Source organism: Muricoccus harenae (assembly GCF_009848505.1).
Lineage (GTDB): Bacteria > Pseudomonadota > Alphaproteobacteria > Acetobacterales > Acetobacteraceae > Roseomonas > Roseomonas harenae.
Genome location: NZ_WWDL01000034.1, coordinates 27,798 through 43,962 on the forward strand (window position 1 = coordinate 27,798; position 16,165 = coordinate 43,962).

At 63.6% G+C, this 16,165-nt stretch carries 12 protein-coding genes; 8 read left to right on the plus strand and 4 right to left on the minus strand.

The window, feature by feature from the left end; translation table 11 throughout:
- Nucleotides 1-130 precede the first annotated feature (130 nt).
- Both GSE44_RS20745 and GSE44_RS20750 read right to left on the minus strand, forming a co-directional pair.
- A complete protein-coding gene (locus tag GSE44_RS20745) occupies nt 131-952 on the minus strand; it encodes a hypothetical protein (protein WP_159350744.1) in 822 nt (273 codons plus the stop codon).
- Between the two features lie 310 nt (nt 953-1,262).
- The gene (locus GSE44_RS20750) at nt 1,263-1,979 is read right to left on the minus strand and encodes a L,D-transpeptidase family protein (RefSeq protein WP_159350745.1); all 717 of its coding nucleotides are present in this window, start codon (nt 1,977-1,979) and stop codon (nt 1,263-1,265) included.
- Between the two features lie 1,551 nt (nt 1,980-3,530).
- Here GSE44_RS20750 and GSE44_RS20755 point away from each other — a divergent pair.
- Nucleotides 3,531-4,799, plus strand: a complete 1,269-nt coding sequence (locus tag GSE44_RS20755) for a family 1 glycosylhydrolase (protein ID WP_201306160.1) — start codon at nt 3,531-3,533, stop codon at nt 4,797-4,799.
- Between the two features lie 87 nt (nt 4,800-4,886).
- The gene (locus tag GSE44_RS20760; RefSeq protein ID WP_159350746.1) at nt 4,887-5,840 is read left to right on the plus strand and encodes a Gfo/Idh/MocA family protein; all 954 of its coding nucleotides are present in this window, start codon (nt 4,887-4,889) and stop codon (nt 5,838-5,840) included.
- An 870-nt stretch (nt 5,841-6,710) separates the two neighbouring features.
- Here GSE44_RS20760 and GSE44_RS20765 read toward each other — a convergent pair.
- Nucleotides 6,711-7,547, minus strand: coding sequence for a sugar phosphate isomerase/epimerase family protein (locus GSE44_RS20765; RefSeq protein WP_159350747.1), 837 nt, complete (start codon nt 7,545-7,547; stop codon nt 6,711-6,713).
- Between the two features lie 19 nt (nt 7,548-7,566).
- Nucleotides 7,567-8,331 carry a GntR family transcriptional regulator gene (locus tag GSE44_RS20770; protein ID WP_159350748.1) on the minus strand — a complete coding sequence of 255 codons (765 nt, stop codon included), beginning with the start codon at nt 8,329-8,331 and terminating at the stop codon, nt 7,567-7,569.
- 262 nt (nt 8,332-8,593) lie between these two features.
- Here GSE44_RS20770 and GSE44_RS20775 point away from each other — a divergent pair, with 262 nt between their 5' ends.
- The 6 genes from GSE44_RS20775 to GSE44_RS20800 all read left to right on the plus strand — a co-directional run bounded on the left by GSE44_RS20775 (nt 8,594) and on the right by GSE44_RS20800 (nt 16,165).
- Nucleotides 8,594-9,406 (plus strand): enoyl-CoA hydratase, encoded by an 813-nt coding sequence (locus GSE44_RS20775; protein ID WP_159350749.1) that lies wholly within the window; start codon nt 8,594-8,596, stop codon nt 9,404-9,406.
- A gap of 64 nt (nt 9,407-9,470) precedes the next feature.
- Entirely contained in the window at nt 9,471-10,529 is a 1,059-nt protein-coding gene (locus GSE44_RS20780; RefSeq protein ID WP_235925000.1) for an ABC transporter substrate-binding protein, read from the plus strand.
- An 83-nt stretch (nt 10,530-10,612) separates the two neighbouring features.
- A complete protein-coding gene (locus tag GSE44_RS20785; RefSeq protein WP_159350750.1) occupies nt 10,613-11,662 on the plus strand; it encodes an ABC transporter substrate-binding protein in 1,050 nt (349 codons plus the stop codon).
- A 33-nt stretch (nt 11,663-11,695) separates the two neighbouring features.
- A complete protein-coding gene (locus GSE44_RS20790) occupies nt 11,696-13,441 on the plus strand; it encodes an ABC transporter permease (protein WP_159350751.1) in 1,746 nt (581 codons plus the stop codon).
- A gap of 4 nt (nt 13,442-13,445) precedes the next feature.
- The gene (locus tag GSE44_RS20795; protein WP_159350752.1) at nt 13,446-14,519 is read left to right on the plus strand and encodes an ABC transporter ATP-binding protein; all 1,074 of its coding nucleotides are present in this window, start codon (nt 13,446-13,448) and stop codon (nt 14,517-14,519) included.
- 677 nt (nt 14,520-15,196) lie between these two features.
- Nucleotides 15,197-16,165, plus strand: coding sequence for a Bug family tripartite tricarboxylate transporter substrate binding protein (locus tag GSE44_RS20800; RefSeq protein ID WP_159350753.1), 969 nt, complete (start codon nt 15,197-15,199; stop codon nt 16,163-16,165).

The window sequence follows — 16,165 nt, forward strand, 5'->3', positions numbered from 1 at the left end:
CACCGCGTTCACGTCGAATGTGCCGCGGAACTCCACCAAGTTGCGTGAGGGAGCGTCGGGATTGAGGGCGACCGTCGTCTCGTTCGCAGCTCGGTCCCGAACCGGGCTGTTGCCGCTATCTGTGATCTCGTCAGGACTCGCGTGCCCAGGCGAGCAGCACCTCAGAGGCGCGCATTCCCGGCTTCGCACCGAGGCACATCGCGGTTTCGTTGACCATTGAGATCTCGCCGTTCTGAAAGACCGAGGCGGCGTCGCCGATGCAAGCTGAGGCGGCGGAGACGGTGAAGGATGCGATGCCGCGCTGGTCGAGGGCGGGAAGACGCGTTGTTCCTGCGTCCTCGATCCCGACACCGGCATCGTGGAAGATCCCCGCGAAGCCCTCCGTTCGCAGCGCCATAAAGGGCGAGCCGCCGACGAGGCCGCCATGGGAGCCGGTGACGATGATCTGCCCGGCATCCTCTGGCGTGACGAGCGAGGCCGAATCCAGCAGCAGGATACGGCGCCTTCCATCCGGCACAGGCACCTCGCCGCGCGTCTCGCCGAGGGTGGGGACCGTGGCGCGGACATGCTTCGCTTTGCGTAGCAGTTCGGCAGCGTCAATACAGGCCATACCGTCCGTCACGCCCACGGAACGGGCCGGGGCATTGGCATGGCTGATAATTCCGCGCGCGCGCATGTCGGCCGTATCACCGATGCGGCAGGAGAGATGGGAGACGGTGGCCGCGGCGATGCCCAACGCCTCCAGATAACGCAAGGAGCCGGTGCCGGCCTCATCCTTGCCCAGCCCGGCATCGTTGAGGATGACGGCGCGCGCCTGGGCTTTGGCGGTAAGGTAGCCTGGATAAACCCCGCCATGGGAGCCGGAGAGGATGACGGCGCCACGCGCCTCGGATGGTAGCTTGGTAATGGTATCGGCAAAGATGATGGGGATGGAACTGGTGTCGGTGATCACGCCTTGAGGTCCTTTGCAGGGGTGGCAATGCCGAGCGTGCCGAAGGGTTCATAGACGCGCAGTACCTTCGTGTCGCTCCTTGGCCCTGCTCCGCGGGCGGCCATGGTGAAGCGTGGCACTCCGCAGCGGTGATGAGCGCGGGCGCAAGAAGCTGCGTGGCACCAAGAGTGATGAACGGGCTCTTCAGAAAGATGTCTGCGCAGGAATGCGGTAGGCAAGGAGTGAAGCCGCATTCTCGAACTGCGCCCAAGGTGGGTAAGCCGGATGTCGCGATCGCTCTTCCGGGTGGCTTTGGGCTCCACTGCTTCTTCTACAGCGGATTATCCTCGGGCGTATCGAGACGTGCGGCTGCTTCGGCCTCGGCGGGTGCTTGGGGGACGGGCCGCATGACTCGCCGGAACGGCGCCCTGCGAGCTCCGGGCGCATCAAGGCCATATGGGTCCGAATGCAACACGAGCCTGCCGAGGCGGTCGGGCCAAGCGGTCAGATAGGCCAGTGCAACCCGCACCTCCTGCGGAGGGATCAACTCGATGGTGCGTCCCGTCGCGACGGTCGTCTGGACTGCGGCCGGTGGTCGGTCGGTCATCCAGGCGACGAGGTCGCGGAGGTGCTCGACCCGGACGCAGCCATGCGATACCGCGCGGCTTTGGCGCGCGAAGGATGCGGGGGTGTTGGTCCCGTGGAGGAAGATGCCGTCCGAGTCCAGCAATCCAATCCGGACGGGTCCAAGGGGGTTATCGGGACCCGGCGGTTGGATCAGCCGCCCATTCACGATCTGGAAACCGGTAATGCCTGCGGCGCGAACCTCCCGCTCAATGCTGGCGGGTACGTACCATGGCGGATTGCAGCGGGCCGAGGTGACGAAAGTGGCGAACTGGGGCGTACGGGTCCGATTGGCACCCACGATCACCCGCGAGCGCAAGATCTCTCGCCCACCATCATAGGCGATGAGTTCGGCGGCCGCGATATTCACGAGAACCAGCCGGCCTGCCGAGAAGTCCACAGCGAGGTGGTCCAGACGCTCCAACGTCCGATCCACTGCCAGCCGGCCACGTTGATTGGCACTTGGAATGGCTCCACGGGCATGGCGGAGCTGCGCGCGACGATCCGGGGGTACGACGGTGGGTAAGTTTTGAGCAGCAGCCACCTTTGGCAGAATCAGGGCGCCCAGGTGAGCTGAGGCAGGCCCGAGGAATAAGGTGCTCGAGAAGGAACGGCGGGTCTGAAGCATGGTCTGCCCGAACTTGTGCGCGCCCATCCTAGCAGCCAAATGCGAAAGATCTCCTATTCTTCAGCGGCGCAAAGGTGGCCGTAGTCCCATCGGCTTACCCGTGAGGCATCGACGTCGCCGGCTCGTACAACTTGGGGGGGGTGTTCTGGAGGTGCTGGCGCTGGCCACATGAGAATCACGTCACAAAAACTCAGGAAGTATAGCGGAAAATAGTTTGATTTCAGATAATTACTGCCTTCAGGTTCAGCGGCCGACCGACCTGTTTCCAGGTGAGGGTTCCTTCAGGCAAGAAATCGCTGCTTGTTCAGCAGCCGACGCATTAAGGTCCTGGCGGAAACAGGAAGGACCAGAGCCCGACCGCGAACTCTGCGCTAGGAACGATTTTACCAGAGTGATGAGTTGAGCACCTGTTGAACTCCGCACCAGGCGACATGCCTCGCGGGAATCTGCCGTCAACGGAACCTGATCATGCGCTGCTTGCCCAAGGAACGTTTCCGGGGAACGACTCCTCGCCGAGCCCTGGTCTTCCGGGAGCAGGGAAGGGGCCGCCGCATAAGAGCATGGTTGGCTGTCGCAGCGGCTTGCATTCTGCAGGCCAATCCCATTGCGGCCGCGCCGGGGGAGCGAAGTGCAGGCGCCATCATCGAGGTTGCGCCCCGACAATCTCCAAGGCCCACCGTAGACCACTCCGGCAAGGCACGTCAGACCCAGGCAAATGTGCTGGATGATCCGGCCCTTGCCTCCTTACCGGCAGTTGGGCTGAGCGGGGTTTTGCCGCAGGGTACGACGGCACGGGTGCAGAACCTGCAAAATGGACGCTCGACACTGGTTCAGATCCGGAGGGGCGGCTCGGCGAGTGCGGGCCGGTTGCTCGACATCACGCCGTCTGTCGCGCGTGCTCTGGGCGTGGCCGGAAACAGCGCCCGTATCCTGGTCGCTCCCCTTGCTGTGCCTCAGCCCGATGGAACCATCCGGCTGGGTGAAGGCACCCGCTTGGCAGGATCGACAGCTGCGCCAGCTCTCAGCCCTCGCCCGGAGGATTGAGCGGCGTAGCGCCGCATGCTCTGGCAGAGCGGAAAGCCCGGGCCTTCTATCAACATGCCACCGACTAGGTCGGCTGCGCGCCATGCACGCCGCCGGTCACCTGCACAGCCTCCGCCAGGTTGCCTTAGCTGGGGGAGGGGGTGGTGACATCGTTTCGGGATCCAGCCGCGCCTGAGCCCCCCGCGCATAATTGGCAGGGTGGGCCGGCGGGCGCGCATCCCCCCGCTCCTGCCTGAGGCTGCGATACTGCCCTTTCTGCAACCCTACCCCGAGCGGCCGCGCTTAGCGGCATGAGGAGCTTGCATGACCACGCGCCCGGCCATCGCGGAACAGCCCTGCTTCGGCCCCTCGGTGCCGCATTTCATGTTCGCGACCGGTATCGAGGGCAGCATTCCGACCGTCGACGGGCGGCGGGTGGATCAGATGGTGGCCAGTGGGCATGTGCGTCGCTGGGCGGAGGACTTCGCGCTGGTCAGTGAACTCGGCTGCGGCTTCCTGCGCTACGGTCCGCCGCTGCATACGACTTGGCTGGGCGAGGGCCGCTACAACTGGACCTTCGCGGACGAGACCTTTGCCGCCCTTCGCCACCAGGGCACCTATCCGATCGCGGATCTCTGCCATTTCGGGGTGCCCGACTGGATCGGCAATTTTCAGAACCCCGATTTTCCACGGCTCTTCGCCGGTTACGCGCAGGCCTTCGCGCGGCGCTTTCCCTGGGTGCAGCTTTATACCCCCGTTAACGAGATGTATGTCTGCGCGTTGTTTTCCGGCCGCTATGGATGGTGGAACGAGCAACTGAGCAGCGAGCATGGCTTCGTCACCGCGATGAAGCACCTGGTAGGAGCCAATCTCGCGGCCATGCGCGCTATCCTCCAGGTGCGGCCCGACGCGATTTTCATCCAGAGCGAGTCCACGGAGCAGTACCACGCCGCATCACCCATGGCCTGGCCTGAAGCGCGCCACCGCAATGCCGAGCGGTTCCTGTCGCTCGACCTGAACTACGGCCATCCCGTGGATGCGCCCATGTACGAATACCTGATGGACAACGGGATGACCCGCGAGGAGTATGCCGGCTTCCGGAACACCGACCTGAAGCGGCATTGCGTTCTCGGGACCGACTACTACCAGACGAACGAGCACTTGGTGCGGGATGATGGCAGCACTCGTGCTTCGGGCGAGGTGTACGGGTACGCGACAATCATCCAGCAATACTACAGTCGCTATCACCTTCCGCTTATGCACACCGAAACCAATCTGATGGACACGCCTGAAAGCGATTCTACGGAATGGCTATGGAAGCAGTGGGCCAATCTGCTCCTACTATGGGAAACCCCCGTGCCGGTGCTGGGCTTCACCTGGTACTCGCTGACCGATCAGGTTGATTGGGACACCGCCTTGCGGGAGAATGCGGGCCGCGTGCATCCGGTCGGACTCTACGACCTGGATCGCAAGCCGCGGCGGGTGGCCGGAGCCTTCCGGCGGTTGATAGAGCAATGGAGCGAGGTGCTGCCGGCCCGGAGCCTGTGCCTGCGGCTTCCCCTCGCTCCGCTGCGTTCCGACGATGAAGGTTAGGCAAGATGCCTGCCTCCGGCAGGCGACCCGTGAGCTTCTGGTTGGAAAGCCGAGGACTGGAGGCCAGCAGAGGCCGGGAGAAGCAAGGTGGAACGCTGCCGGATCGCACTGGTGGGGTGTGGCGAGATTGCCCGCAAGCAGCATGCGCGTGCTCTGAGCGCCGTGGCGGGCGACACCGGCTTCACGCTCGTCGCAACCGCTGATCCCGAAGGCGGGTTGCCCGGCTTTGTAGGTAAGCACTATGCCGATCACCGCGCGCTGCTTGAGGCCGAGCCCGATGTCGCGGCCGTCTCCGTTGCATCGCCCACCGGCACCCATTTTGCCGTGGCCCGGGATTCCTTGAACGCCGGCCGCCATGTTCTGCTGGAGAAGCCGCCGACGACGACACTTGGCGAACTGACCGAACTCCAACGTATCGCGGAGGAGAGGAAGGTGGTGCTCGTCACCTCCTTCCATGCAAGACACAACATGGCCGTGGAGGAGGCGCGGAGGATCCTGGCCGGGCGGACGCCCGACAACATCCTGGTCGAGTGGCGCGAGGACTTCGAGCGGTGGCATGGCGGACAATCATGGCCTTGGCGGCCAGGTGGCTTCGGTGTGTTCGATCCAGGGATCAACGCGCTCTCGGTTCTCTGCCATGTCCTGCCCGACGCAGGCTTTCGCGTGGAGAAGGCACGTTTTCGGATCCCCGCAGGGGCAGCAACACCCTCCGCGGTGTGGATGTGTCTCGCCTGGGATGGCGGTGCGGGTGACGTCCAGTTCGAATGGCGCAGGGGCGGGGAAGATATTTGGAACATCACGCTCCGCAGCGCTGCCGCCAACCACGGTGCCGACACGCTGCTGATCCGCGGGGTCCGCAGCCTCCTGCGCGGCGGGGAGGTCATCTGCTCGGGCGAGGAGGACCGGGAATATGAGGGCGTCTACCGGAGCTTTCGCCGATCAATCGCCCAGGGCCATTCGGAGGTGAGCCTGCGGGAGATGCAGATGATCGAAGACGCCATGTTCATTGCGGAGGTTGAGCGGTCAGAACAGCCGTTCTAGGCTTCATCGGCGCCCGAGCGCCGCCTGGCAGGCACCCCTCCAATGCTCTGGCCGTTTGCTTGTGGCGCGCCGGTTGCCACGACCATGCAGGTCAGAAGATCGTACGAATCGCACCGCTTAATGCTCCGGGGACATAGAGCAACGAGTTAAATAGCAGTGCGGCGAAAGCTTGCACTGCTTCCCCGCTCAATCCCCTTCGGCTAGCCGCACTCCTTAGTCGGCGAAAATGTGCAGTTCCGCCATTGCGAAACGCGCGCGCCCAGCCTCCGGCACTAGGTCATGCACAGTCTGCGAACCCCTGCTGCGTAGGATCTTCAGCTGCAGGCGTTGTCACTCGGCACAGCCTACGAGCTGTCCCACATTGACGATATTGCATGCGATAGAGCGATGAGCCCGGCGCGTTCGACGTTGGACACGATCTCATTGGGCATGCCTATCTGGCCGGCCGCCTTGTTGTTCCGGTGCCGACGATCACCCTGGCCATTCCGACGGCCTCGCACCGGCGGCCGATGGCATGGCCTGTGCCGGCATGTTCTCCGGCGGGCGGAGCCACAGGATCATCTGTGACGTCGGTCACAAACTGCTGCAGGAGGCGCAGGAGGCCTTTCCCGAGCGGTTGCCGCGGCCGCTAGTCGGGTAGGAATTTCAAACATCCCTCGCGATTCTCCAGCGGCATCGTCTCCTGATCGTGTTCAGACGATCAGGAGGCAAGATGGCGCGGCTTTCCAGGCTGAAGCCGCAAGTCGACGAGAGTGCCAGGCCAAGATCGGTGCGTGAATGCCGGAGACGCGCTTGAGTCCGCGAGCCGGCACAGGCTGGGGCTCCTCGCAGTCCATGTTGCGGAGGAGCCCGACTACCGGCTGCTTGCCGTCAGGCTATGGCAAGCCCGGCGGCGCGGGCCATATCCACCATGTCGTAGCGCGCCTTGTTCATGTCCTCGAGCGTGCCAAAGGCGTTCATGTAGTGGCCCTTGAAGCCGCGGCTCTCAAGAAGGTCGAACATGGCGCCGAAGTCGAAGTTGCCCTGCCCAGGCACCAGATGCTGCTCATGCCCGTTCCGGAAGCAGTCGGCCAGACGCACCTCCGCCACCCGATCTAGCGGGATGGAATCGACAAAGCCCTGCACACCCTGCGGCATCAGGTGTGCGTGGTTCGCGGTGAAGGAGAGCGCAAAGGCGGGCGAGTGGATCCGCTCAAAATAGTAGCGCCATTCCTCAATTGTATGGGCGAGATAATGCACCTCCGCATCGGCTGGTTCCTTGTTCAGGTTCTCCAACAGGAGCAGAGCGCCGCGCTGCTCAGCGTACTCGACCATGCGCTTGAGGCGGTCGAGGCCGGCTTCCATGCGCATCTTGGTGTCGGCGGTGAAGTGGTAGCCGGCATGTACCACGATCCAGGCCGCGCCGAGCTTCGGCGCCACATCGATATACGCACGCATGTAAGCGTCGACCGCATCTGAGAGGAATGGCGAATACTCCGCGACGTTCACCGCCGAAAGCGTGTGCAGCCCCAACGTCACGCCGCAGCGCTCCGCCTGGTCACGGATTGCGGCGGCGCGGGAATCGTCGATGGAGTCCACTTTGTTCGCCCCGGTGTCGAGCTGCACGTCGATATACCGGACCTGATGTTGCGCGGCCCATTCCACCGCATCCTCCAGGCGCAATCGGCGGCCGGTATCAACGCCAATTCTATCGAGAAGTGACGACATGCTGGTCTCTCCCTTTGTTCTAGATGATTGCGCTGGGCCGGCTGCATCCGGCATCCTGCACTCGCGGGACACAAGGTCCGGCGGCGGGTTTGGCTGGCTCTTCGGCATAGGCGATGGCGCTCAGGAAGCGCGCGCGGCCAGAACGGGTGTGAGCCTCGGCTCGCTGCCGTGCGAGTGCTGCATCACCAGCCAGAATGCTGTCGAGAAGAAGATGATGCTCGTGATTGGATTCGGTCATGCTGCCGGCTCGGTCGAAGGAGCGGCGCCGGAGGAGCAGCAACTTGCGGGTGTGGTCCAGATAGGTCCTTTCCATCGCGGCATTGCCGCTGAAGGCCAGGATGCGCTCGTGAAACAGGTTGTTGTTCGCAAAGAAGGCGTCGCGCTCGCCAGCGGCGATGGCTTGGTCCATCTGCTCCAGCAGGGATCTCATGGTCATAGCCTGCTCACCGGTGCAGGCCACGGCAAGCCGGGAAGCCGCATAGCCGAAAAGGACCGAGTTCAGCTCGTAGATCTGCATGGCCTCATCAATGCTCAGTGTGCGCACGAAGGCGCCGCGGTTGAGGATGACGGTGACCAGGCCGGTGCGTTCCATCGCGCGCGCCGCTTCCCGTACAGGACCGCGGCTGACGCCGAGCTGGCGTGCGAGGGCGACCTCGTTGAGTCTGGCTCCTGGGGGTAGCGCGCCACTCCAGATCAAGGCTTCGAGCGCCAGTTGAACCTTGCTCGCGAGGGATCGCTGTCCCTCCTGCTGCGCGCCGATTGTAGACATCTTTCGTGTGCCCATCCGGCCTTCCTGGAGGGATCTCGTTATGCTGCGATTGCTTCGTCGCAGGTTCGGCACCTAAGTGGCGGCGTTCTCCCGGGATTATTGTTTACATCTCGGAAACCGGGTGGCAAGTTTTTCCACGGGAGAGAAACGAACGGTGCGATGCAGCGCGGTGTGCGGCATCCGTGGCGGGGCCAGAGCCCGCACGGACGATGCTGACGCGGTGACGGCGACGCTCTGCTCTCCTGTCGAGTTTGTGCGGCAAGGCGAGGGAAGTCCGATGGACATACAAGCGCCCGGAGGCTTCGCGGATGGGCGGATCCTGGTGCGTAAGCAGGACGGCATCGGATGGATCACCATCAACCAGCCAGAGAAGCGAAACGCCATCGCCCTTGCAATGTGGGACGCGATCGCCGCGGCGGCCACGGATTTTGCAGCGGATGATGGGGTGCGCGTTGTGGTCATGCATGGGGCAGGAGGCAAAGCCTTCGCCTCGGGCGCAGATATCAGCGAGTTCGACCGTGTGCGTTCCGATGCGGCCGCGCAGGAAGCCTATGGCCGCCGTTCTGCGGCGGCCCGACTTGCGCTGGAGGGCATGCGCAAGCCGCTCATCGCGATGATCCAGGGCTTCTGCATCGGCGGAGGTTATGCAACCGCGTTGATAGCTGACATGCGCATCGCTTCCAATGATAGCAGGTTCGGCATCCCGGCGGCCAAGCTCGGGATCGCCTATGGATATGAGAGCCTGGAGAAGCTCACGGCGCTGGCAGGGCCTGCGATCGCCAAGGAGATTCTTTTCACGGGCCGCCAGCTCGACGCGGCCGAGGCGCTGGCCTTTGGGTTAGTCAACCGAGTGGTCGCGCCGGAGGCACTGGAATCGGTTGTCATCGCACTTGCACAGCAGATCGCAGCCAACGCGCCCCTCTCGGTAAAGGCATCCAAGCTCGCCATCGACCAGATCGCAGGCAATCCCTCGCGGCGTGATCGTCAGGTGGTGGAAATGGCCAATCGTGCCTGCTTTGACAGCCAGGACTATGCCGAAGGACGCCGTGCCTTCCAGGAGAAGCGGACTCCTGAGTTCATGGGACGCTGACCAGGCCGCGGGCTCCAGGCGGGCGGAGATCCGCGCGGACCCAGGCATTGCAGGGAGAAAAGGCATGCATATGACCACGAGGCGCTTCTTCTGCGGCCTTGCCACTGGGGCCGCTGCTGCCCTCACGCAGCGCAGGGCGCTGGCCCAGGAACTGCCAGCCCATGAATTGGCGCTTTATGAAGCTGCCAAACGTGAAGGGCAGATCACCTGGTATACGGGGCAGATGCAGGCCGAGCCGTCCGAGGCCATCGGGCGCGCCTTTGCAGAGCGCTTTCCCGGGCTGAAGGTTAATGTCGTTCGCAGCACCTCGCAGGTCGCCTTCCAGCGGCTGGCGCAGGATATGCGAGCCCGCGTCTCACAATGCGATGTCTTTAGCTCCACCGACTACAGCCACGCGATGCATCTGAAGCGCGAGGGCCGGCTGATGGCCTATCGCCCGCAGAACGCTGCCGGGCTGATCGAGGTGGCGCGCAAGTCCGCCGATCCGGATGGCTTCTTCCAGATAACCTATCTTGGCCTCTATCTGATGGCCCGTCACAACACAACAGTGCCGGAGGCAGAGGCCCCGAAGAGCTGGAAGGATCTGACTGATCCACGCTGGAAGGATCGGATCGCGGTTGGACATCCGGGTTATAGTGGCGCGATCACGGCCTGGTGCCTGATGATGCAGAAGCTCTATGGCTGGGAATACTTCAAGGCGCTGGAGAAGAACCGTCCCCTGATCGGGAGATCGAGCGGTGACCCTGTCACGACGCTGAATGCCGGGGAACGTAGGCTCGGCGCGGCCATCCCGTCGGCAACAACCTTGCTCAGCATCTCCCGCGGCAATCCGGTGGCGCTCATCTATCCGACCGAGGGCACGCTAGTGGTTCCGTCTCCGACAGGCGCGTTGCGCGACGCGCCGCATCCAAATGCGGCAAAGCTCTTCGTGGAATTCGTCACCGGCCCGGCCTACCACGCAGCTACACGGCCTTTCTTCGGTGAGTCCCTGCGGCCAGAGGTCCCGCCGCCATCAGGTGCCAGGGCGCTGGACGCCATCACGATGTACACGCCCTCGCCAGAGGAAGTGGAGGCGGGCGCGCAGGAGGTGAAGGAACTCTGGCGGGACACGTTCGGCATCTGAGAACGGGCCCGTCCTGGCACCTGTAGGCCTGGCGCACCGACGCCGGGGCGAATGGCAAAGAACCGGCGAGGGAGGAGAACCACATGCAAAAGATCGGCCGACGCGGTCTGTTGGCGAGCGCCGCCATTGTAGCCGGCAGCGGCGGGGCTCATGCTCAGAGGCTGCCGTCCCACGAGCAGCAACTTTACGAAGCCGCTAAGCGCGAGGGCGAGGTTACCTGGTACTCTGGGCAGCTCAGCGCAGAGTCTTCCGAGGCTGTGGGAAAGGCGTTCGGAGAGCGCTATCCTGGCCTGCGGGTGAATGTGGTGCGGAGCACGTCGCAGGTTGCTTTCCAACGCCTGTCGCAGGACATGCGGGCCGGCGTTGCGCAATGCGACGTGTTCAGTTCCACCGACTACAGCCACTCAGCCCTCCTCAAGCGCCAGGGGCGGCTCCTGCAGTTCCGGCCGGAGAACGCCGCGGGGCTGCTGCCCTTCGTGAAGGAAGCAGCTGATCCCGACAATTTCTTCCACGTCTTCTACATTGGTGTGCACTTGATCGCCCGCCACAAGGTGCAGGTGGCGGAGGCGGATGCACCGCGTAGCTGGACAGACCTTACCAATTCGAGGTGGCGGGAGAAGCTGGCCGTCGGTCACCCCGGCTACAGCGGCGCCATCGGTGCTTGGGCCGTGCTGATGCGCAAGATGTACGGCTGGGACTATTTCAAGGCTCTGGAGAAGAATCGGCCTCAGATTGGGCGTTCGTCCATCGATCCGGTGACCGTGTTGAATGCCGGAGAGCGTTCGGTTGGTGTTGCCGTGCCATCGGCTAGCGCCCTGCTCAGCATGTCACGGGGCAATCCGCTGGAGTTGATCTACCCGATCGACGGCACGGTGGTGGTTCCGTCGCCAAGCTGCATCCAGAAGAACGCGCCGCATCCAAATGCGGCGAAGCTGTTCATGGAGTATGCTACCAGCGCGGAATACTTCCAAGTCACGCGCAGGACCTTCGGCGAATCGTTGCGCGCTGATGTGCCGCCGCCTGAGGGCGCGAAGCCGCTGGACCAGGTGAAGGTCATCACGCCAACGCCGGAGGACATCGAAACCGGAGTTCCAGAGGTCAAGGAAAGCTGGCGCGACACCTTCGGCGTTTGACGCAGCGGCCGGTCACAGAGGAATTGCGTTCGCATGCCTGATATCGCCACGGCTCTTCCAAAGCCAGCCATGGATGCGCACCCGCCTACCCGGCTCGCGCGGCTGCGTTACCTGGAGCCTTCTAACCTGCTGTGGATTCTGCTGGTGCTGGTGCTGCTCTTCCTGGTAGCGGTGCCGATCGGCAAGCTGCTGGTCGTCAGCTTTGAAAAGCAGGGCAGCGGGGAATTCACCTTTGCTAACTACCTCACGGCCTATGGCCGTGCCCGCTACTTGGATGCGCTGGTTAACTCCCTGATCCTCGGCACGGCTTCGGCGCTGCTCTCGGCTGTTTTCGCGGTGCCGATGGCCTGGGCGGTATCGCGGACAGACGTGCCGGGCAAAGGTGTTATCTGGGGCATGGTAATGGGGGCCTTCATCATACCCCCCTATCTTGGCGCGGTTGGCTGGATCTTGCTGGCCGGGCCGAACTCCGGCGTCTTGAATCAGGCTTGGCGATGGGTGAGCGGGGCGGAAACGCCGATCGTCAACGTCTACAGCTTCACCGGGCTGGCGGTCGTCATCGCCCTGCACTCGTTTCCGCTGATTTTCATCTTCGTCAAGGCCGCGCTGGATCTGATATCCTCCGAGATGGAGGACGCCGCCAACATCCTGGGCGCGGGAACCTTGACCGCGACCCGGCGCGTGACCCTGCCGCTGGTCTGGCCCTCCATCCTGGGTGGGATCATCGTGGTGTTCCTGGAAACCATCGCCCTTTTTGGCACGCCGGCCATGATCGGCATCCCAGCGCGCATCAACGTTGTTACCACCCAGCTCTGGCAGTTCTTCGAGTATCCCGTGAGGGTGGAAGTGGCGGCAGCCTATGCCATGCCGTTGCTGCTGATAACGGTCGGGATCATCCTCGCGCAGAAGCTTCTGCTGGCGCGCAAGGGTTATGTCTCCCAGACCGGCAAGGGTGGGGAGCGGCGGCAGATCCGACTGGGCACATGGCGATGGCCGGTCTTTGCCTATTGCGGCTTCGTGGGCGCTTTGGCCGTGGTAATGCCGGTTGCCGTCCTGCTGCAGGCTTCCTTTGCGAAGGCGTGGGGACGCGGCCTGTCGTGGTCGAACTTCACGGTCGACAACTACACCTATCTCCTGTTCCGGCATGAGATGGCACTGACCTCGATCTGGAACACGCTATGGTTCTCGGCAGCAGCGGCGACGCTGGCCGTGGTCATCGCCGTGCTTGTTGCCTATATCGTGGCCCGTCGACTGGTGCCCTTCGGCTCGGCGCTCGGCTTTCTAGCCATGGCGCCCTTCGTCATCCCTGGCATCGTCATGGCGATTGGCTTCTATGCCGCCTATGCTGCGCCGCCACTGGCGCTCTATGGCACGGCGCTGATTATCATCCTTGCCTTTACCGCGCGCTTCCTGCCCATCGCCTTCGCCAACTCGGCTGCGGCCATGCGCGCCGTGCATCCGGAGATGGAGGAGGCTTCGCGCATCCTGGGAGGCGGGCGACTGCTGACCATCCGCCGCATCACGGCGCCGTTGATCCAGCGCAGCCTACTCGGGGGCTGGCTGATCGTTTTCATTGTCGCCTCGCGGGAGCTGTCCTCAGCTGTCTTCCTGGTTGGGCCGCGTACCCGCACCATGTCGGTGCTGCTTTACGACCTGAGCGAAGCTGGCAACTTCGAGGTGCTCTCGGCCTTCGGCGGGCTGCTACTTGCCATCACCCTGGTATTTGTCGTCATTGGCATGAAGCTGGCGGGCCGCGACTTCATGCTGCGGAGGAACTGAACCGATGCCCCGTCTGACTCTGAAGGGACTAGGCAAAGCATATGGCAAGGTCAAGGTCGTCGACGATGTCGACCTGACGCTGGAGGAGGGTGAGTTCGTCTCCCTCCTCGGCCCCTCAGGTTGCGGCAAGACGACCACCCTGCGGATGATTGCGGGGTTCGTGGAGCCCACCGCCGGCAGCATCAGCATGAATGGCGCCGTGCTCTCCTCCCCCGGGGCGGTCATGCCGCCGGAAAAGCGCCGCATGTCGATGATCTTCCAGAGCTATGCGATCTGGCCGAACATGACCGTGGCGGAGAATGTCGGCTTCGGTCTTACGCTGCAGAAATTATCGGCATCCGAGATCAAGGCTCGCGTCGCGAAGATCCTAGAGGTGGTTCAGATGAGTCACTTGGCCGATCGCTATCCGGCGGAGCTCTCTGGTGGCCAGCAGCAGCGCGTCGCATTGGCACGGGCGATCGTGGTGCAGCCAGCCGTGCTTCTTCTCGATGAGCCGCTCTCCAACCTTGATGCCAATTTGCGTGAGGAGATGCGCTTCGAGATCCGGCGCCTGCACGAGGAGTTCCGCGTCACCACCGTCTATGTCACCCACGATCAGTCCGAGGCCATGGCGACGGCGGACCGCATCGCCGTGATGAACGGCGGGCGGATAGAGCAGGTCGATGCGCCGCACGTCATCTACACCCGTCCCAAGACTCGCTTCGTGGCAGCCTTCATCGGTCGGACCAATTTGGTCGAGGGGCAGCTGGACGGCGAAGAGGTGGGGCTTGACGGTTTCGCCCTGAGGCTGGGGCAGCTCCACAGCGTCATTCCTGGAAGCAAGCGTCCCATCCTGCTCTCGGTCCGTCCGCAGAGTATGGCACTGCACCGGGAGAAGCCACTCGGCCGTGATGGATACCCGGTACTGCCTGTCACCGTCGCTCAACGAACCTATCTTGGAGAGTCCTGGGACTACGTCGTGCGCCCGGAGGATAGCGGACTGCGCCTGCGTGTCGCGGCACCGCCGCTGCAGGTGCACGACGTCGGTGACAGCGTATGGCTGGAGATCGATCCGCAGCAGATCGCCGTGGTGAACTGAAGAGGACGCCGGCAGGGCGCACGTCACGCAGATCCAAATCGCGGCAGCGAGGCGGCATTTCAAATCTTTAGCATCGGCCGCAGCGCACAAAGTTAGTTAGCCTTCGGTCCGGCGGAAGTCACGCCCATGAGGCGAGTTCTCTCACCCAACAGTGACAGGACCGTGACCCCGTCATGGCAGTCGGGTATGGCGCGCCCGGGCCGCCATCTATCGCGTTGTCTGCCGACCGAGGCGGGCCGACGTAACGACGACCGATAAGTCCAATGTCTGACGCGAAGCTGAGGGAAGCGGTCTGCGCCATGCTCGCCGCTCCCCCCTTTCGTGGTGAGGTCAATGCGAGGGCTGTGCATGGCTGATGGTGGCAGGCGTCCAGACTTCTCGTCACCAGGTGCTGTCGTTGATGAGCGATGGCGGCCTGCTCGCCCCATCCCAGACAAGCGCGCGGCGGAAATCACGAATCCACTGATGCAAGGTACTTAGGCAACTGGGCCGCATCATTGGTCGACGCATCTGGTTAGAGGCTGCGTCACATTGGGAGCTGCTGCGGTGCTTCCCGGCAGGAAGCGGCAGGGACATCACCCCTGGACGAGAAGTCCCGTTCACCACAGTTCCGTTGGGCCTTTTCAACGAGTTTCAGCGCTACTACGCTTCCGAAAAATGATAGGGAGGAACAACAGATGCTGAAAATTCGTCGGCGTGGCGTCATGGCTGCCTCACTTGCGATCGCAGGTTCGGCACATGCACAGACCCCGTGGCCCGGGGAGCGGCCAATCAGCTTCGTCGTCCCGTTTCCACCGGGAGGAGGCACCGATGTCATGGCCCGCGCCATGGTGCCCTACCTGGAGAAATACCTGCCAGGGGCCCGCTTCGTTATCCTCAATCGGCCGGGTGCCGGGGCGGAGGTCGGGTACACCGCGGTTGCCACCGCGCCACCCGATGGTCTGACGATGGGCGTCGTCATCGTGCCGTCCCTTCAGACCATCACGATTGAACGGCAGCCGCGCTACCGGCTCGAGGATTTCGCCTATCTCGGAAGTGTCGTGGAGGACCCCGGCGGCTTCTTTGTCGCTCCCGACAGCCCGCTACGTACGCTCGCGGACCTGGCGGCGCTGGCACGATCAAAGCAGGGTGCCGTATCCGTTGGTACGGCCGGCATCGGATCAGACGACCATCTGCTGATGATCGCCTTCGAACGGCGTGCAGGCGCGAGCATGACGCACGTACCCTTCTCCGGCCAGGCGCCAACTGTCACCGCTCTGCTCGGACGCCACATCACCGTTGCGGCCATGAACATCGGCGAGAGCCTCGAACTCGTGCGGCAGGGCCAAGCGCGCCCCCTGGCCCAGGCGGCGGCGGCACGCGGTGTTCTAGCGCCTGAGATCCCGACCTTCCGCGAACAGGGCTTCGACATCATCGGTGGGGTCGTACGCGGCATCGTCGTTCCTGCCGCAACGCCCGCACCGATACGGGCCAGTCTGGAGAAGGCGCTGACTGCTATGATGGAGGACGCGGCGTGGCAGTCCGATGCAATGCGCCTTGGCCAGCCTCTGCGCGCGATGTCGGGGGCCGCCTTCCAACGCTATGTTGAGACGGAGGCAGCTGCACTGCGGCAACTTTGGCAGGAACGCCCTTGGAAGGACGGCTGA